The 17,351-nt window shown below is 72.9% G+C and carries 10 protein-coding genes; 5 read left to right on the top strand and 5 right to left on the bottom strand.

Features of this window, described 5'->3' with window-relative positions:
- Positions 1 to 2 precede the first annotated feature (2 nt).
- From ACGFT1_RS18205 to ACGFT1_RS18185, 5 genes are read left to right on the top strand one after another with little or no spacing between them, the layout of a single operon-like run.
- Entirely contained in the window at positions 3 to 980 is a 978-nt protein-coding gene (locus ACGFT1_RS18205; RefSeq protein ID WP_373909981.1) for a glycosyltransferase, read from the top strand.
- A complete protein-coding gene (locus ACGFT1_RS18200; protein ID WP_373909980.1) occupies positions 977 to 2,722 on the top strand; it encodes a beta-ketoacyl synthase N-terminal-like domain-containing protein in 1,746 nt (581 codons plus the stop codon). Before ACGFT1_RS18205 ends, ACGFT1_RS18200 begins: the two co-directional genes overlap by 4 nt.
- On the top strand, positions 2,715 to 4,442 hold the full coding sequence (locus ACGFT1_RS18195; protein ID WP_373909979.1) for a radical SAM protein: 1,728 nt from the start codon (positions 2,715 to 2,717) through the stop codon (positions 4,440 to 4,442). Before ACGFT1_RS18200 ends, ACGFT1_RS18195 begins: the two co-directional genes overlap by 8 nt.
- Positions 4,443 to 4,491: 49 nt before the next feature.
- A complete protein-coding gene (locus tag ACGFT1_RS18190; protein ID WP_373909978.1) occupies positions 4,492 to 6,228 on the top strand; it encodes a radical SAM protein in 1,737 nt (578 codons plus the stop codon).
- 3 nt (positions 6,229 to 6,231) lie between these two features.
- Positions 6,232 to 7,197 carry a Gfo/Idh/MocA family protein gene (locus ACGFT1_RS18185; RefSeq protein WP_373909977.1) on the top strand — a complete coding sequence of 322 codons (966 nt, stop codon included), beginning with the start codon at positions 6,232 to 6,234 and terminating at the stop codon, positions 7,195 to 7,197.
- Positions 7,198 to 7,240: 43 nt separating this feature from the next.
- Here the strand turns inward: ACGFT1_RS18185 and ACGFT1_RS18180 are convergent, their stop codons facing one another.
- The 5 genes from ACGFT1_RS18180 to ACGFT1_RS18160 all read right to left on the bottom strand — a co-directional run bounded on the left by ACGFT1_RS18180 (position 7,241) and on the right by ACGFT1_RS18160 (position 17,331).
- Complete coding sequence (locus ACGFT1_RS18180; RefSeq protein WP_373909976.1) at positions 7,241 to 8,005, bottom strand: alpha/beta fold hydrolase; 765 nt, start codon at positions 8,003 to 8,005, stop codon at positions 7,241 to 7,243.
- A 168-nt stretch (positions 8,006 to 8,173) separates the two neighbouring features.
- Complete coding sequence (locus ACGFT1_RS18175; protein WP_373909975.1) at positions 8,174 to 13,450, bottom strand: type I polyketide synthase; 5,277 nt, start codon at positions 13,448 to 13,450, stop codon at positions 8,174 to 8,176.
- A complete protein-coding gene (locus ACGFT1_RS18170) occupies positions 13,447 to 14,508 on the bottom strand; it encodes a ketoacyl-ACP synthase III family protein (RefSeq protein WP_373909974.1) in 1,062 nt (353 codons plus the stop codon). The genes ACGFT1_RS18175 and ACGFT1_RS18170 overlap by 4 nt, the downstream gene beginning before the upstream one ends.
- Positions 14,498 to 16,015 (bottom strand): class I adenylate-forming enzyme family protein, encoded by a 1,518-nt coding sequence (locus tag ACGFT1_RS18165; RefSeq protein WP_373909973.1) that lies wholly within the window; start codon positions 16,013 to 16,015, stop codon positions 14,498 to 14,500. The genes ACGFT1_RS18170 and ACGFT1_RS18165 overlap by 11 nt, the downstream gene beginning before the upstream one ends.
- On the bottom strand, positions 16,012 to 17,331 hold the full coding sequence (locus tag ACGFT1_RS18160) for an aspartate aminotransferase family protein (RefSeq protein WP_373909972.1): 1,320 nt from the start codon (positions 17,329 to 17,331) through the stop codon (positions 16,012 to 16,014). Before ACGFT1_RS18160 ends, ACGFT1_RS18165 begins: the two co-directional genes overlap by 4 nt.
- Positions 17,332 to 17,351 lie beyond the last annotated feature (20 nt).

Below are 17,351 nucleotides of genomic sequence, written 5' to 3'. Positions count from 1 at the left end.
CCATGACGCCGACGGCCGCGCGGCCGGGTGGAGCGGCCGGCGAGGTGTCGGTCAGTGTGGTCGTTCCGACACGTGACCGGACCACACGGCTCCTGCTCACTCTGACGGCCCTGGCACATCAGACCATGGACCGTGAGCGGTTCGAGGTCATCCTGGTCGATGACGCCGACGACGGTGCCGATGACGTACCCGGCCGCGGTGCCGTGGAGCAGGTGCTGTCGGCCGGACCGGCGGGGCTGCCCGTCCGGCGGGCCGCCACGGGCGGGCGTGGTGCGGCCTGCGCGCGCAACAGCGGGGCACGACTGGCTCGCGGGGAGGTATTGCTCTTCCTCGACGACGACACGCTCGCCACACCGGGGCTGCTGGAGGCGCACCTCGCGGCCCACCAGGACGCCGGTGCCGCCGTGGTGCACGGCGGCGTCACCGATCTGTCCGCGTTCGCGATGACGCCCGATCCCCGGCTGTTGGAGGCGGCCCTGACCGGGGCCCGGGGGCGGAGGATCGAGCCCGGTACCGTCGCCGACCTCGGTTCCCGTGTCCCCCTCCTCGGACCGCGCCTGTCGTTCATCGAGAGGACCGCCCGCAGGGTGACGCGGTCGCCCGACCACGCCGCGCTGCGCTGGCTGTCCTGCATCGGAACGAACACCAGCATCCGGCGCACGGTGTTCGAAGGGGTCGGTGGCTTCGACGAGCACTACGGAGAGCTGTGGGGCGGTGAGGACCTCGAACTCGGGCTGCGGCTCTCCGCCTCGGGCAGCACGTTCGAACCGCTCGACGCCACCGCGTACCACCTGCCGACGGCGCGCCGGGACACCGGCGACCTCCTGCCCCGGTTCTGGCGGCGGGTCGCCGGCCGGCACGGCGACCCGCGCCTCGCGGACGTGGGCACCTTCCTCGCCGGCCGGCTCTCCCTCGATGAACTGGCCCAGCGGCTCTCTCGTGCGGACGGCGCCGTGGCATCCGGAACGGCGGTGTCATGACGACCCCGGAGGCGGCCACGGTGATCGTGGGCGGTACGGCCCCACAGATGCTGGACGGCCTCCGCTCCCGGCGGGACCTGTCCGTCCTGGCCGCCGGTGAGACCCTGGGCGCCGCCTTCGTCGACGTGCTGTCCGCGGCGCTGGGCCGTCTGCCCGCCTCCCTGCGGACCGGCGCCCCCGTGGTCATGGCGGCCACGGACTACTGCGTCTCGGCCACCTCGCGGTACGTCAGCCGGTGCGTGGAGGCGGAGGCGGGGGGCCGCAGACTGCGGCCGTCCGAGGCCATGACCCCGGAGCCGGCGCAGCTGCTCCAGGAGCTGGCGGCGGCCGGCGACTGGGACGGGCCGGGTTACGTGCTGATCAGCCCGCGTTCGGCCACCTTGCAGGCGGTGCGCTGGGCGTGGGGCACGATCTCCGCGGGGCTGCACGAGGCGATGGTCGTGTGCGAGCTGGTGCGCGATCCGCACGGCGACGGCTACCGGGTCGCGGCCGTCCCCGTGACCGCCGCCGGTGGTACCCGCTCCTCACCGGCCGACGGCATCGGTGGCACGGGCGGCACCGGCCGGACGGCGCCGCGGCGGCCGCCGGGGCCGTCGGTGGTCCTCTCCGGCACCGGCCTGGTCACCGCCTTCGGTGACGGAGGGGATGCGTTCTGGCGGAACCTGCTGGCCGGCGGGCGAGGGCTCTGCGAGCTGACCCGGTTCGACGCGTCCCGCTTCCGCAGTACGACCGTGTGCCAGACGAAGGTGGAGGCGACGCCCGGACAGCCGACGCGGCGTGCGCTGGTCGACCGGGCGCGCTCCGAGGCGCTGCGGGAGGCCGGACTCGCCAAGCTGCCGGACCGGACCCTGCTGGTGTACGCCGGGGTGGTTCCGCACCTGCCGCAGGTCAGGGACGCGCCCCGGATCGACGAGATAGCGCTGGAGCCCGACTGGGACGGGGACGGCTCGGGCATCGCCCCACCGAACGCGGTCCTGATGGCACACGCCTGCGCGTCGGGTGCCTTCGGGCTGGCCATGGCGCGCGAGTGGCTGCTGTGCGGGCTGGCCGACACGGCGGTCGTCATCGGGGCGTCGGCCCTCAACGCGTACGACTACGCCTGCCTCGACGTGCTGCGCGCGACGAGTACGACCGCCGCCCGCCCGTTCGACGAGGACCGCTCCGGCGTGACCATCGGGGAAGGCGCCGGGGTGATCGTGCTGGAGACCGCCGAGCGGGCGGCGGCCCGCGGGCACGCTCCCCTGGCGACGCTCAGCGGGATCTCCTGCCGGGTGGCGGGTCAGGGCATCAGCCGGCTCAACGCGCACATCGGCGCCGCGTGCATGCGGGAGGCGCTGGCCATGGCCGGGCTCACCAGCGTCGACTACGTCCACGGCCACGCCCCCGGCACCCGGCAGGGCGACGAGGCCGAACTGCTGGCCCTGGACCGGATCGGCGCCGAGCACGGCTGGCGGGGCGTCCCGGTCAGTTCGTACAAGGGGGCGGCCGGCCATCTGCTGCACGCCTCGGTGTTCCCCGGCGTCGTGGCGGCGGTCCGGGCCCTGCGTCATGGGGTCCTCCCGGGCACACCCGGGCTGCGCGAGCCTCTCGACGCGCGGCATGTGCGGGTGCTGCGCGATCCGGAGCCCTGTGCCGGCATTCGCTCCGTGATGGTCGACAGCTTCGGGTTCGGCGGCAACAACGCCGCGTTCCTCCTCACCGGGGGCGCGGCCGGGCGCAGGGAGGGGAGCAGGGATGGCTGACGCGGTGCTGATGACACCACGGGAGATCCTCACAGGATTCTCCAGTGTCAACAATCAGAACGTCCTGATCAACGATGACGAGTACCTCCGGCTGGACCCGGCGATGCGCCTCTTCTACGAGAAGGTCCGCGAGAACCTGGGTGTGGCCTGCATCGCGGGTCATCTGCGGTCCTGCGGATATTCGGTGCGGGCGCTGAACCTGCACGGACGCAACCCCAGCGACGAGGCGATCACCGACCTGATCCGGCGCGAGCGGCCCCAGTTCGTCGGCATCAGCATCATGTACGACCTGCACATCATCGACGCCGTCCGGCTGCTGCGCTGCGTCCGCGAGGCGGATCCCTCCGTCTTCGTCGCGATCGGCGGGGCGTTCTGCACCTACAACGCCAAACTCATAGCCGAGCGCATCCCGGAAGCCGACTGCGTGGCCTTCGGCGAAGGCGAACTCACCGTGGAGGGCATCATGGAGTGCCTGGCCGCGGGCCGGGACTGGCGCGGTGTGCCCGGCCTGTGGTTCTGGCGGGACGGCCGCGTCCGCAGCAGCGGCCCACCGAAACTCCCCGACCTCGCCGAGGAACCGTGGCCCGCCCGCGACCTGCTCGTCCACCACCGCAAGAACGGCATCCCCACGCCCGTGGCGTCGACGTACACCAGCCGCGGCTGCCACGCCAAGTGCACCTTCTGCTACGTCCCCCGGGCGCCTGGTGTCGTGGCGGGCGAGGCCTGGCGGGTCCGCTCACCGGTCGACGTCGTGGACGAGATCGAGTTCCTCCAGCGGGAGTTCGGCACCCGGTTCCTCTGGTTCAACGACGACAACTTCGGCGGCGCCTTCCAGGACGGCTACCACCACGCCGTCGGATTCGCCGAGGAGATCCTCCGCCGCAACCTCGACATCTCCTTCCACAGTGAGTTCCGCGTCGACACCGGCCTCATCGACCGGGAGGCACTGCGCACCCTGCGCCGGGCGGGGATGGCCTCCGCGCTGCTCGGCATGGAGACCGGAGCTCCGACGATGGCCAAGAGGTTCCGCAAGGGAACCATGGTGGAGTACAACTTCGACGCCGCCCGTATCTTCAAACAGGAGGGCATCGAACTCGAACCCGGCTGGATCATGGTCGAACCGGGTACGACCCTCGACGAACTCTGGGAGAACCTGAAGTTCATCGTGGCCGCCGGCATCGCCATGAGTGAGAACCCGTTCTCCTTCATCAGCCGCGCCATCGCGCTGCGCGGCACGGAGATGTACGACAAGATCACCGACCCCGCTCCCCCGGAACTCCCGGACGTCGAGGGGCCGGCCAGGGATGTCCTGCTGGAGGCCCGCCGGGAGTACCGGATCCCGGACCAGCGGGTCGAGGACGTGTGGGCGGCCTGGAGCAAGGTCAGCGCCGAGGTCGCCGACCACAAGGAAGAGCTGCCCTTCGTCGCCCAGCTCATCGTCGACGCGACCAGGGCGCGCAGGTCCCGGGGTGAGCAGGGGCTGCGCCCGCTGCTCAGCCGGCTGCGCGCCTGGGTCGGGGGCCTTCCGGATCTGCTGGTCGCCTTCCTCAACGTCGGGCTGCTGCTCGCGGACGAGAATCCGCCCCGGCTCGCCGAGCGGCTGGAGACGGAGCTGCGCACGCTGGTCGACGCCTACGACAGCGAGGTTCTGGGCCGGCCCTATCCGGTGTTCGTCGAAGAGACCAAGCGGCTGTGCGGAGAACAAGCCATGGCTGGGTGACCCGGCCGGTGTCGGGACGCGCACGCAAGGACGAGAAAGGAGACCCGACATGGCGGATGTGGTCCTGCTGACCCCCCGGGAGATCCCCACCGGCGCCGCGAGCCTGAACAACCAGAACGTCCTGATCAACGATGAGGAATACCTGTCCCTCGACCCGGCGATGCGGCTGTTCTACAAGCGGGTCCGCGAGAACCTGGGTGTGGCCTGCATCGCGGGTCATCTGCGGTCCTGCGGATATTCGGTGCGGGCGCTGAACCTGCACGGACGCAACCCCAGCGACGAGGCGATCGTCGACCTGATCCGGCGCGAGCGGCCCCAGTTCGTCGGCATCAGCATCATGTACGACCTGCACATCATCGACGCCGTCCGGCTGCTGCGCTGCGTCCGCGAGGCGGATCCCTCCGTCTTCGTCGCGATCGGCGGGGCGTTCTGCACGTACAACGCCAAACTCATAGCCGAGCGCATCCCGGAAGCCGACTGCGTGGCCTTCGGCGAAGGCGAACTCACCGTGGAGGGCATCATGGAGTGCCTGGCCGCGGGCCGGGACTGGCGCGGTGTGCCCGGCCTGTGGTTCTGGCAGGACGGCCGCGTCCGCAGCAGCGGCGTGCCCAGGCTCCCCGACCTCGCCGAGGAACCGTGGCCCGCCCGCGACCTGCTCGTCCACCACCGCAGGCACGGCATCCCCACGCCGCGCGCGTCGACGTACACCAGCCGCGGCTGCCACGCCAAGTGCACCTTCTGCTACGCGCCGCGGCAACCCGGAGTGGTGGACGGGTACTGGCGCGTACGGCCGGTGGAGGACGCGGTCGACGAGATCGAGTATCTCCAGCGGGAGTTCGGCACCCGGTTCCTCTGGTTCAACGACGACAACTTCGGCGGCGCCTTCCAGGACGGCTACCACCACGCCGTCGGATTCGCCGAGGAGATCCTCCGCCGCAACCTCGACATCTCCTTCCACTGCGAGTTCCGCGTCGACACCGGCCTCATCGACCGGGAGGCACTGCGCACCCTGCGCCGGGCCGGCATGGACCTGGCGCTCCTCGGCATGGAGACCGGGTCACCCGGCATGATGAAGCGGTTCCGCAAGGGAACCACCGTGGAGTACAACTTCGACGCCGCCCGCATGTTCAAGCAGGAGGGCATCGAACTCGAACCCGGCTGGATCATGATCGAGCCGGGTACGACCCTCGACGAACTCTGGGAGAACCTGAAGTTCATCGTGGCCGCCCGGGTGCACGAGAGCGAGAACCCGTTCTTCCTGATCAACCGGGCCATCGCGCTCCGCGGAACCGAGATCTACGAAAAGGCCACACGGTACGAGGAGCCCGACATCCCCGGCGTGGAGGGCGCCGCCTGGGATGTGCTGCGCCACGCCCGCCGCGACTACCGCGTCGAGGACGAACGCGTGGAACACCTGTGGACGGCCTGGAGCCGGGTCTCCTCGGAGATCAACGACCGCAAGGAGAACGAGGTGCCGTTCCTGGCGCAGAGCATCGCGGACGCCGTCCGTGCCCGGCGCGGCACCGGAGCCGAGTCCCTGCGCCCCCTGCTGGGCCGGCTGCGCCGCTGGGACCAGGGGCTCGCCGGGCTCCTCGTCGCCTTCCTCAACGCGGGGCTGCTGCTGGCGGACGAGAACCCGCCCGGGCTCTCGGACCGGCTGGAGAGCGAGCTGCGGGCCATGATCGCCGCGTACGACCGCGAACACCTCGGCGCCACCTTCCCGGACTTCGTGGTCGAGACGGCGAAGGCGTGCGGCGAGCACGCCCTCGCACAAGTGAGGGGCTGACCGATGACCCGTGAAAGAGTCCGGTTCGCGGCCGTGGGCTGCGGGAGGGTGTTCCAGCGCTACCACCTGCCCTGCGTCGACGCCCGGGACGCCCTGGAGCTGGTGGGGGTGGTGGACACCGACGTGGAGCGGGCCCGGGCGCTGACGGCGGACCGGCCGCGGGTGTGGACCGGCACCCGCGTCGACCGGCTGGTCCAGGAGACTCGGCCGGACGTGATCAGCGTCTGTACGCCCAACGACGCGCACGCGGAGCCGGTTCTGGCGGCACTGGACGCCGGCATCGCGGTGCTGTGCGAAAAGCCCCTGGCCGCCACGGTGGAGGAGGCGCGGCGGATGGCGGCCCATCCGGCGGCCGAGAAGCTGCTGGGGGTGAACATGCCCTTCCGATTCCACCCGCTGCTGGAGGCCTTCGCCGAGGTGGCGCGGTCCGGCGCACAGCGTGCCGACTTCACCATCGCCACTCCCGGCAACAGGGTGTGGCGGGCCTGCACGCCCTGGTACGGCGACGCGCGGCGGGCCGGCGGGGGCGCGCTCCTGGATCTGGGGCCGCATGCCATCGATCTGCTCATGACGGTCTTCGGGCGGTCGGACGTCGTGGCGTGCGAGGTGGACGCGACGGACGTCGAGGAGCGGGTCCGGCTGGAGCTGTCGTGCCAGGGCGTGCCGACGACGCTGCGGATCGATCGGGCCGCGCGCAGACTGGAGACGTCGGTCACCGTCACGACCGCGGACGGTGACCATGTCCTGGATCTGCGCCGCAACGAGCTGCGGCTGGCGGACGGCACGGTCGAGGCCGCCGGAGCACGACCCGAACTCGCGGCGATCTCGGCGTACTTCGACCTGCTGACGGGCGCCGCCGCCCCGCACGGAAAGGTGAGCGCCAGGGACGCCCTGGAGGTCCAGCTCGTCGTGGAGTCGGCCTACGAGCACGCCAGGGGCGCGAACGGTCCCCTCGTGCGAGGCCGGTGACGGGAGCCGGTGACGGGGGCGTCCGAGGATACGGGCCCTCGGGTCATCCGAGGAAGCGGGCCACTTCGCCGCAGAAGCGCTCGGGCTCGGCGCGATGCACGTAGTGGCCCGCGTCGATGGCCAGCAGCCGCCCGTGCGGCACCGCCTCGGCGACCTCGGCCAGCAGCGACCGGGGCACGGGGCTGGACAGCCCCCCGCTGATCACCAGCGTCTCGGCGGTGACCTCCCGGAGCCGCCGCCACCACCCGGGGTCCGCCTTCCTGAGGCCGTCGATGACCGGGCGCACGGTGGCGCTGTCCAGCTCTCCCGACCTGCGCAGCTCGCGGAACTCCCGGTAGAGGGAGATGACGGCTGCCCGGTCACCGCTCGGCCGCGCCCGCAGCTGCGCCTCAGCCGTCGCGTCCCGAGGGGGCGGCGGCGTGTCCTCGATCACCAGCCTGCGGACCCTGGAGGGATGGTGCTGGGCGACGAGCCAGGCGACATGACCGCCCATGGAATGCCCCACCAGATCGACGGTGCCGAGGTTCTGGCGGTCCAGCAGGGACATCACGTCCCGGTACATCGACTCGAAGGTGTAGTCGCCGGCCCTGGGGCTCCGCCCGTGTCCTCTCAGGTCCGGCACGATCACCCGGTGCCCCTGGGGCACCAGCGCGGAGACGAGCCGGTCCCAGCTCCGTCCGGTGTTCCCCAGCGCGTGCAGCAGGACCACCGGTCTGCCCGCCGGATCGCCGGTGATCCGGCAGTCCAACGCCAACGGCGCCTCGTCCAGCCCACCTTGACCCCGCCTCCGGTCCGCGTCACGCAGCACGCCGCGATGCTAGCCGCCGGCGGCTCCGGGATACAGATGACCCGTGCCGTCCGGCCCCCGCCGAGGAGGCCGGGTTCACGGCGGACTGGATTCCGGCCGGCCGCGTCGCGGGCCGGCCGACCGGGATCGGTTCCCTTCCGTGAGTTCGCCCCGCGGCTCGAGGAGTGCTCAGGAGCGGGTACTGGATACGAGGTAGTCCACGATGGCCGTGACCGTCTGCTGGTGCCAGACCAGATTGGCCGGGAGTTTGCGCTCCAGCAGCCGTTCCAGCCGGCGGCGGATGACGATCGCCATCACGGAGTCCATCCCCGTTCTCAGCAGTGACCGGTCGGGATCGAGCTCCGCCGGATCCAGCTTCATCTCGCTGGCGATGACGGAGACCGTCTGCTCATGCAGCAGGGCCCGGAGCGCGTCCTCGGACAGCTCCCCGAGGTCCCGGGCCCCGATCGTCTCCTCCCGCGGCGTCGGTCCGTCATCGGCGATGTCGCGCAGCAGGCCCGGTCGGCGCGCGCCGGCCGGGAGCGGCACGGTGCGCAACACCGCGAGACAGGCGGCGCCGGTCCGGCTGGCCTGCTCCCAGGCGCCGAAGGCCTCGGACGCCGTGATGTCACCGACCCCATGGGCCTCCAGCTCGGCGTCCACCGCCGCGTTGGCCGCCATGCCCATGCCCCGCCAGGACGTCCACGCCAGGCTCATGCTGCCGACGGCACCGAGGCTGTGGTCGTAGGCGGCCATGGCGTCGAGGAACGCGTTGGCGGACGCGTAGGCGGCCTGGCCGGTGAGACCCAGGTACTGCCCGCACGACGAGAAGTGGACCAGGAAGTCGAGGGCCCCCGGCGGGAAGAGCCGATGCAGAGTCAGGGCGCCACCGGCCTTCGGCCGCATCACCGCCGTCAGGGCGTCCACGCCGAGCCGGTCGACGAGCTGGTCCTCCAGCACACCGGCGGCGTGGACGACCCCGCGGATCGGCGGCATGCCCAGAGCGTCCGGGGTCAGGACGGCCGCCGCCGCCTCGGGGTCGGACAGGTCGACGGACACCACCCGTACGGTCGCCCCGAGCGCTTCGAGCCCGCGAACGGTCCCGATACGGCGCGCCTGGACTCCGTCGGTGACGGCGTCCCACTCCGACCGGGGCGGCAGGGCACCGCGTCCGGCCAGTACGAGGCGACGCGCGCCCCGCGCCACGAGCCACCGGGCGATGTCGCCGCCCAGGCTGCCCAGACCGCCCGTGACGAGATAGGTGGCGTCCTGCCGGCACCGCAGCGGGGCGTGGTCCGCGCCCGCGCCGGAGCGGACCAGCCGGCTCGCCCGGGCCCCGCCCTCCCGGACGGCGACGACGTCCTCCCCCGGGTTCCCCGCGATGACGCCCAGCGCGGTGACGAGGTCGTCCCTCGTGGGCCGTGGGGCGAGATCGAGCGTCCCACCCCACAGCTCGGGGTGTTCGCCCCCGACGACCCTGCCCAGACCCCACCGCGCCGCCTGAGCCACGGCCTCGAGACGGCCCGCCTCGCGGACACCGGAGGTCACCGACCAGAGTCTGGCCGTGCCCGGTGGCCATGCGCCGAGCCGCTGCGCCGCACCCGCGAGCAGCCACGCCTCCCGCACCGCGCGCTCCCCGGCCTCCTGCCCCGGCCGGTCCGTCAGCGGCAGCAGGATCACGTCCACGGGTCGGGACACCTGATCGCGCAGGCTTGCGAGACCGTCCGGATCGTGCGTCGCCAGGCACGCGATCCCCAGGCCCTCGGCCGTGGCCCGGAGTGCCGACTGCAGTTCCCCGTCCGCGCCGACCAGCACCAGCGGCCGAGAGGTGTGGGAGCCGTCGAGGGGCAGCGGCGTCCAGTCCATCCGGAACAGCAGTTCCCCTGGTGCGCCCGGACGCGTCCGGTCCTCCGCGCCCGCGTACCGCACCCCGGCCAGCACGGCCACGGTTCGCCCGTCCTCCGCCGCGATACGCACGCTCACCGTGCCGTCGGCGTCGGTGACCGGGCCTTCGACGCGTGCCTCGACGCGTGCGCGGGACGGCGGTCCGCCCGTGGCCCACACCCGGCCCACGCCGGCCACCACCCGCAGGGCGGCGGGTCCGGGGAAGGCGACGGCCGCCATGGACAGCGCGGCGTCGAACAGCGGGGCCCACGGAGCCGGGGCGGAGGCCGGCCCGTCGCCCGCGACGACGTCCGCGCGCAGCCCCTCCCGGACGCGCTCCAACCGTTCCACCCGCCAGGGGAAGGCCATGCCCGGTACGCCCACGGAGGCGAGGGCGGCGACGATCCGGTCCGGGGGAAGCACCGTCCCCGGTTCGGCGTCGGCGGGCGGGAGCGGCGGCGGCGAGGGGTCGCCGGACACGACGGCCGTCGCGTGGGTCAGCCACGGCTGCCCGTCCGCACCCGCATCACCCGTATCCGGATCGGCGGCGGCAGGATCGTCCGGGCCGGTGGTCCTGGACAGCAGGCGGACCACGCCGTCCTGTGCGGTCACGTCGACGTCCCGGGGCGCGGCCAGGGTCAGCGGCAGGTCGAACGACACGTCGGTGAGGCCGTACGGCCCCTCGCCCCGCCCCGCGGCGTCCAGCAACGTCTGGAGGACGACCGCCGCCGGGACGATCTCCACGCCGTGGATGGTGTGGCTGCCCGGGTACGGCCGGGACTCCAGGTCGACACGGGTGCGCCAGAGGTCCAGCGGCGTGGTCCCGGCCAGGGTGGTACGCGGTCCCAGCACGGTGCGGCTCGTCGTGTCGTGCCGTCCGCGGTCGGCCCTGCGGACCGGCAGGTCGCGCCAGTACCGCTGGTGCCGCCAGCTCCGCGTCGGAAGTGCCAGAGGTTCCGCGTCCGGCGCCGGGGGCCGGTCGAAAGTGACGCCGTGGCAGTACAGCGTCCCCGCGTTGGCCAAAAGCTGCTCGCGCTCCCCGGTGTCACGGCGCAGGGACGCGGCGACGCAGTGCCGGTCGGCCCCGACCGTGTCCAGCGTCTCCTGGACGGAGTGCCGGACCACCGGGTGGGCCGACACCTCCAGGAAGGTCCTGAACCCGTCCTCGGCCGCCGCGGCCACCGCCCCGGACAGCCGTACCGGGCTGCGCAGATTGGCCGCCCAGTAGGCGCCGTCGCGGGGAGCCTCGTCGCGCGGGTCGTCCAGCGCGGTGCTGTAGAGAGGGATCCGGGGGGCGTTGACGGTGAGCTCGGCCGCGGCCTCGGCCAGCTCCCGCGTCAAGGGGTCCATCTGCGGGCTGTGGAAGGCCACATCACTGTCGACCCGGCGCACGAGCAGGTCCGGGTCCCCCGCCAGCTGGAGCGCCAGGGCGTCGATCTCCGCCACCGCGCCGGCCACCACGGTCTGCGTGGGCGAGGCGAGCACCGCCGGCACCACGGCGTCGGTGCCGGCCAGCCGGGCGGCGGCCTCGTCGGCGGGCAGGCCGATCATCAGCATGCCGCCCGCGCCGGCCACCCGCCGCAGCAGGACGCTACGGCGGCACACCAGCCGGGCGCCGTCCTCCAGCGACAGGACTCCAGCCGTCGCGGCGGCCGCGATCTCCCCCATCGAGTGGCCGATGACGGCCGCGGGCCTCACCCCGAGCGACTGCCAGACGGCGGCCAGACCCATCTGGACCGCGTAGATCATCGTCTGGGCGATGTCCACACCGGTGACGTCCCCGTCCTCGATCATCCGACGGGCCGTCGCGCCGATCTCCTCGGCGAAGACCGGCCCGATCCTGTCGATCACCTCGGCGAACACGGTGTCCGTGGCGAGCAGTTCACGCCCCATGCCCTTCCACTGGGCGCCGGTCCCGGAGAACACCCACACCACCCGGCCCCCGCCCTCGCCCGCCACCGTGCCCTCGGCGAGACCGGGTGCGCTGTCACCGGCGGTACCCGCGGCGAAGCGGCGCAGCCTGCTCTCCAGCTCGGCGTGGCCGGCGGCGACGACGGCGACGCGGCACTCCAGGTGGCTGCGCCGGGACCACAGATCCTGCTCGAGCGAGGTGAGCGCGACGCCCGCGCCCGGTCCGTCCAGCCAGTCGGCGAGCCGGGCCGCGTCCTGCCGGACGGTCGCCCCCGACCGGCCGGAGAGCGGGAACAGGCGCGGCAGGGCGGGGTCGTGCCGGGACGCGGCGGACGGCTCGGGCCGTTGCGGTGCCTCCTCCAGGACGACGTGGGCGATGGTGCCGCCGTAGCCGAAGCTGGAGACACCCGCCCGGCGGGGACGGCCGCCACGGGGCCACGGGGTGAGCTCACGCGTCACCCTGAGCCGTGACTCCTCCCAGGGGATGCGCGGGCTGGGGGCGCGGAAGTGCCCGCTGGGCGGGATCTCCTCGTGGACGAGGGCGAGGATCGTCTTGATCATTCCGGCGATCCCCGAGCCTGCCTCCAGGTGCCCGATGTTGCCCTTGACGGAGCCGATGAGGCAGGGGCTGCCCTCGGGCCGGCCCGCGCCGAACACCGCGGCGAGCGCACCGGCCTCCAGCGGGTCGCCCGCGATCGTCCCGGTGCCGTGGGCCTCCACGTAGTCGACGGTGTCCGGGGCGATGCCGCAGCGCGTGTACGTCCTGCGCAGCAGGTCGGCCTGTGCTTCGCCGTTGGGCGCCATGATGCCGGCGGTGCGCCCGTCCTGGCTCACGCCGCTGCCGCGGATCACCGCCAGAACGCGGTCCCCCGCCCGCTCGGCGTCCGACAGCCGCTTGAGGACGAGTACGCCCGCGCCCTCCCCCCGGCCGTAGCCGTCCGCCGAGGCGTCGAACGGCTTGCTGCGGCCGTCCGGTGACGTGGCGCCCGCACGGTCCAGAGTCACCGAGAGGCCGGGCGCGACCATGAGGTTCACCCCCGCGGCCAGCGCCACGTCGGACTCCCCGCAGAGCAGGCTGCGGCGGGCCAGGTGGACACCGACGAGGGAGGCCGAGCACGCGGTGTCCACGGCGAGACTGGGGCCGCGCAGGTCGAGGCTGTGGGAGATGCGGTTGGCGGTGGCGCACAGGGCCGCGCCGATGCCGGTCCACGCCTCGATCCGGGCCAGGTCCTCCAGCAGCCGGCGCCCGTAGTCGTCCGAACCGACGCCGACGAACACGCCGCAGTCACTGCCGGCCAGGCCGAGGGGCGGGATTCCCGCGTGTTCCAGGGCCTCCCAGGCCAGCTCCAGCAGCAGCCGCTGCTGCGGGTCCATCAGCTCGGCCTCGCGCGGCGAGACACCGAAGAACTCCGCGTCGAAACCGGCGATGTCGGCGAGGAAGCCGCCCCGGCTCGTGGTGTTCCGTACGACGGCCGCGTGCTCCTGCCCGGTGTCCGCGTACGGCGCCCAGCGCTCCGCTCCGTCGCCGATGCCGTCCCGGCCCTGGACGAGGAGCTCCCAGAAGGCGTCGGGGGAATCGGCGTCACCGGGGTACCGGCAGCTCAGCCCGACGACGGCGATGGGCTCCTCACGCCCGGCGGTCCGCTCCCGCGGGGCTCCCGGACTCGTCACGCCCGGCCCCCTTCGGTGCCCGCGGCGCGCCGGGCGGGAGGCTCCAGCACGGTGACCACCGCGGCGGTGACCATGAGTCCGGGTCCGGCGCTCAGCAGGAGGAGGTGGTCCGAGGCGCTCACCTGCCCGTCCTCGACGAGGTGGTTGAGCTGGAGCCCGACGTCGGCGGCGCCCGCGTGCCCCGTGTCGCGGAAGAACTCCACGTCGCCCAGCGACGCGTCCAGGCCCATCGGCCGCAGGTGGCTGTCGAGGAAGTCGGCGGTACCCGCCCCGAGGTGGAGCACCTTCGACAGGTCCGCCACGGAGATGCCCGCCTCGCCCGTCACCTGCTCGATCAGCTTCGCACCGCTCGCGGCGTACTCCTGACCGATCTCTGACGCCTTCGGGCCCAGCTCCTCGACCATCGCCTCCAGGTGCTCGTTCATGTCGAGCTTCCGCCCGGTGGTGACCGCCGGGGGGAAGATCGGATCGTGCCCGCGGTTGAGGATCTCGAACTGGGGGAGCGACACCGACTCGATGGAGCGCAGCGCGGCCCAGCCGGGCCGCTTCGACAGGACGACCGCGGTGGCCGCGTCGGCGAGCACCGCGTCACGGTGCGCGTACCACCGGTCGACCGAGGGGGCGCCGAAGTTGTCCGCGCTGCTCACCACGGCACCGTTGCGGGACGGCGCGCACAGCAGGTACTGGGCCGCCATCTCCAGGGCGGCGAGGAACGCGTTGCATCCCTGCTCCACCGTCAGCGCCGGGATCGGGGAGTCGAGGGTGGAGCGCAGGATGTAGTGCGGCGCCGACCAGCCGTCAGGGCCCTGGTGGTAGGCGCAGGAGTGGATGAGGATGTCGATGTCGTCCGGGCCGAGGCCCGAGCGGTCCACCGCCTGCCGGACGGCCGTCACCGCCATGTCCGGCGCGGAAGTGCCCTGGGCCACGGCGATGTTCCGCCACCCGCAGGCATCCATCCGCTCCCTGTCGTACGCGCCGCGCCGGACCGCCTCCTCCACGCTCACCCTGGGCGGAATGTACGCCCCGGTCCCGGCCAGGAAGATGTTGTCAGTTCTCACTCTCAGGGTTCCTTAACTGACCGGTCCGTGGCCTGATGACCTTCCCGGTCTCGGTGGTCGGCAGTTCCGCCACGGAGGCGAAGGCATGGGGGACGCAGGAGGGCGACAGCCGCTCCCGGCAGAAGCGGTCCAGCTTGTCGAGGTCGACCGTGCCGGGTGTCACCGTCGCGCTGATCCGCTGCCCGAGCACCGGATCGTCCACCCCGGACACCAGACACGAGGCGACGTCCGGGAAGGCGAGCAGGACGGCTTCGATCTCCTCGGGGCTGACCTTGGCGCCCGCGACGTTGATGCTGGTGGACAGGCGCCCGGCGAGGACGAGTTCCCGCCCTTCCCATCGGGCCAGGTCGCCCGTGGTGAATCCGTCCCGCAGCGGGGTCGCGTCGACGCTCTCCCCGTCGGCGTAACCGAGCATCATCGACGGCGAGGTGACGGTCACCAGCCCCGGCACGGTTCGCCCCGGCACGGCTTCTCCCGGCAGCGCGGTGGCGCCGTCGGCACCGTCCCGTGCGATCTGCGGGACCGGGGACAGCCTGACCTCCACACCGGGCAGGGGCACGCCGGGTCCGGAGGCGCCCGGCTGCCACGGGGCGGGGCTGCTCACGCAGATCGGCCCGGTCTCCGTGGTCCCGTAGACCTGGCCTACGTGCCCGCCCAGCCGGGTCGCGACCAGTTCGGCGGTGTGCGCGTCCAGCGCCATGCCGGCGGAGAGGAACCCGACCGTGCGGCCGTCGTGCGGCAGGGCGCGGGCGGCCTTGGCGAGCAGGCGCAGCAGGGGGGGCACACCGACGAACAGCGTCACGTCGGCGGCGGCGAGCTCACGCAGCAGCAGACGCGGCTTGTCGGGCGTCAGATAGCGGACAGGCGCACCCGCCAGGGTCGCGGCGACGGCGCACAGCCCGAAGCCGTACGCGTGCTGGAGGGGTACGGGGCACAGCAGCCGGCTCTCCGGCCCCAGCCCCAGGGCCGTACGGTAGCTCTCCGCCTCGGCCAGCAGGGCGGCGGCGGAGCGCAGCGCGACCTGGGGGTACCCGGTGGTGCCCGACGTGATCTGCGCCGTCGCCGCCTCCTCGAAGGCGTGGTGCCGCGCTGCTCGCCGGCCGGGTTCCCGGACACCGCTCAGCGTCCGCGCGCCCCAGTGGGCGGCCGTGACCGGCAGGGCCAGCGGCGACTCGTGCGGGGCCGAGAGGAAGTCCAGTGCGCAGCGGTCCCGGATCCGCCGGAGCTCCCACGGTGTCGTCCGGCGCGAGAGCGGAACGGCGGCCGCCCCGGTGGCAATGATCGCGAACACGTCGCTGACGAACTCGGCCGCGGGCCAGGCGACGGATCCCACGAGTGCGCCCGGCCCGGCGCCCGCCCGACGTAAGGCACGGGTCTTGGCGTCTACGCGTTCGACCAGCTGGCCGGCGCTGGTGGTCCCGGAGGCGTCGCTGAGCAGCGGCCTGTCCCCCGGACGGGCGCCCTGCTCGTACAGCAGGGAGAGCAGCTTCGCGCGCGCGGCGGTCATCCGAGTTCGGTCAGCCCGCGTCGCAGTGCCCCCGCCGCCTTGTCCAGGACCTCCCCGGTGTGCGCGGTGCTCAGGAACCACGGTTCCAGCGCGTTGGGGTGGAAGTAGACGCCCTCCCTCTGGGCCAGGACCTGGAGCCGGCGGTGCCGGGAGAAGTCGATGGCCTCGGTGAGGTCGCGCAGCGTGTCGTTCTTCTCCAGCGGCTTCTTGAGCAGGGCCACGCACATCAGGGTGCCGACCCGGTTGATGTGCACGGGCCGCTTCTCCGCGGCGAAGATCTCGCGCAGGGCGTTCTCCGCTCCGGCGCCGACGCCCTCCAACTCGTCGTACAGGCCGGGCAGTGCGCGGATCTTGGTCAGCATGCTGACGACCGCGCGGAGGGCCGCGTGGTTCCCGGCGTAGACGCCGGCGTGGTACGCCTCGTTCGTGGCGAGCATCCGCATCGCGTTCTTCCGCCCGCCGAAGGCCGCGACGGGGAATCCGCCGCCCATGACCTTGGACAGGACCGTGAGGTCCGGCTCGACGCCGTAGAGTTCCTGAGCGCCTCCGCGGGCGACCCGGAAGCCGGTGATCACCTCGTCGAAGATCAGCATCGCGCCGCTGCGAGAGGTGAGGTCGCGCAGCAGTTCGAGAAAGCCGGGTAAGGGGGGAATCACACCGGCATTGGTCAGGACCGGCTCCAGGATGACGGCCGCGATCCGGCCGCCGTCGCGCGCGAAGAGCTCTTTGACGGCCTCGGCGTCGTTCCACGGCACCTGCGCGGTGTGCGCGAGCGCCTCCGGGATCATGCCCGGCGCCCCGGGGACAACGTCCGTCGGCCGGGCGCCTTCCATCTGGAACGTGGTCTTGCTGCCCGCCCGCAGGACGGTCTCGCTCCAGCCGTGGTAGTGCCCGTCGAAGGTGACCACCAGTGAGCGTCCCGTGGTGGCGCGGGCGAGCCGCAGCACGGAGGCGACCGCCTCCGTACCGGAATTGGCGAACCTGACCTGCTCGACGCCCGGCACCAGTTCGGCGATGAGGGATCCGGCCTCGGCGTCCAGCTCGTGCGGCAGGCCGGTCATATGGCCCTTGGTGAACTGGTCGGCCACGGCGTCGGCCACATCGCGGTCGGCGTAACCGAAGAGGTGGGGGCCATAGCCCATGTTGAAGTCCACGAGCTCGTTGTCCTCGACATCCCGGAGCAGGCAGCCGTCGGCGCGCCGTACGACGAGCGGCACGGGGACGGCCGCCGCCCGCATACTGCTGCTGACACCGCCGGCGACGACCTCCTTGATGCTTTCCAGACAATCAGCATTCGTCCGACGTTCTGCGTCCATGGCACCCACTGAATACCTCC

It is taken from the genome of Streptomyces sp. Y20 (assembly GCF_043195475.1).
GTDB lineage: Bacteria > Actinomycetota > Actinomycetes > Streptomycetales > Streptomycetaceae > Streptomyces.
This window is presented reverse-complemented; position numbering and strand designations above follow the sequence as displayed.

Coding starts and splice junctions, on each gene's coding strand:
- ACGFT1_RS18195 (WP_373909979.1), top strand. CDS start 2,715: ATGGCTGACGCGGTGCTGATGACACCACGGGAGATCCTCACAGGATTC.
- ACGFT1_RS18165 (WP_373909973.1), bottom strand. CDS start 16,015: ATGACCGCCGCGCGCGCGAAGCTGCTCTCCCTGCTGTACGAGCAGGGC.
- ACGFT1_RS18200 (WP_373909980.1), top strand. CDS start 977: ATGACGACCCCGGAGGCGGCCACGGTGATCGTGGGCGGTACGGCCCCA.
- ACGFT1_RS18190 (WP_373909978.1), top strand. CDS start 4,492: ATGGCGGATGTGGTCCTGCTGACCCCCCGGGAGATCCCCACCGGCGCC.
- ACGFT1_RS18185 (WP_373909977.1), top strand. CDS start 6,232: ATGACCCGTGAAAGAGTCCGGTTCGCGGCCGTGGGCTGCGGGAGGGTG.
- ACGFT1_RS18205 (WP_373909981.1), top strand. CDS start 3: ATGACGCCGACGGCCGCGCGGCCGGGTGGAGCGGCCGGCGAGGTGTCG.
- ACGFT1_RS18160 (WP_373909972.1), bottom strand. CDS start 17,331: ATGGACGCAGAACGTCGGACGAATGCTGATTGTCTGGAAAGCATCAAG.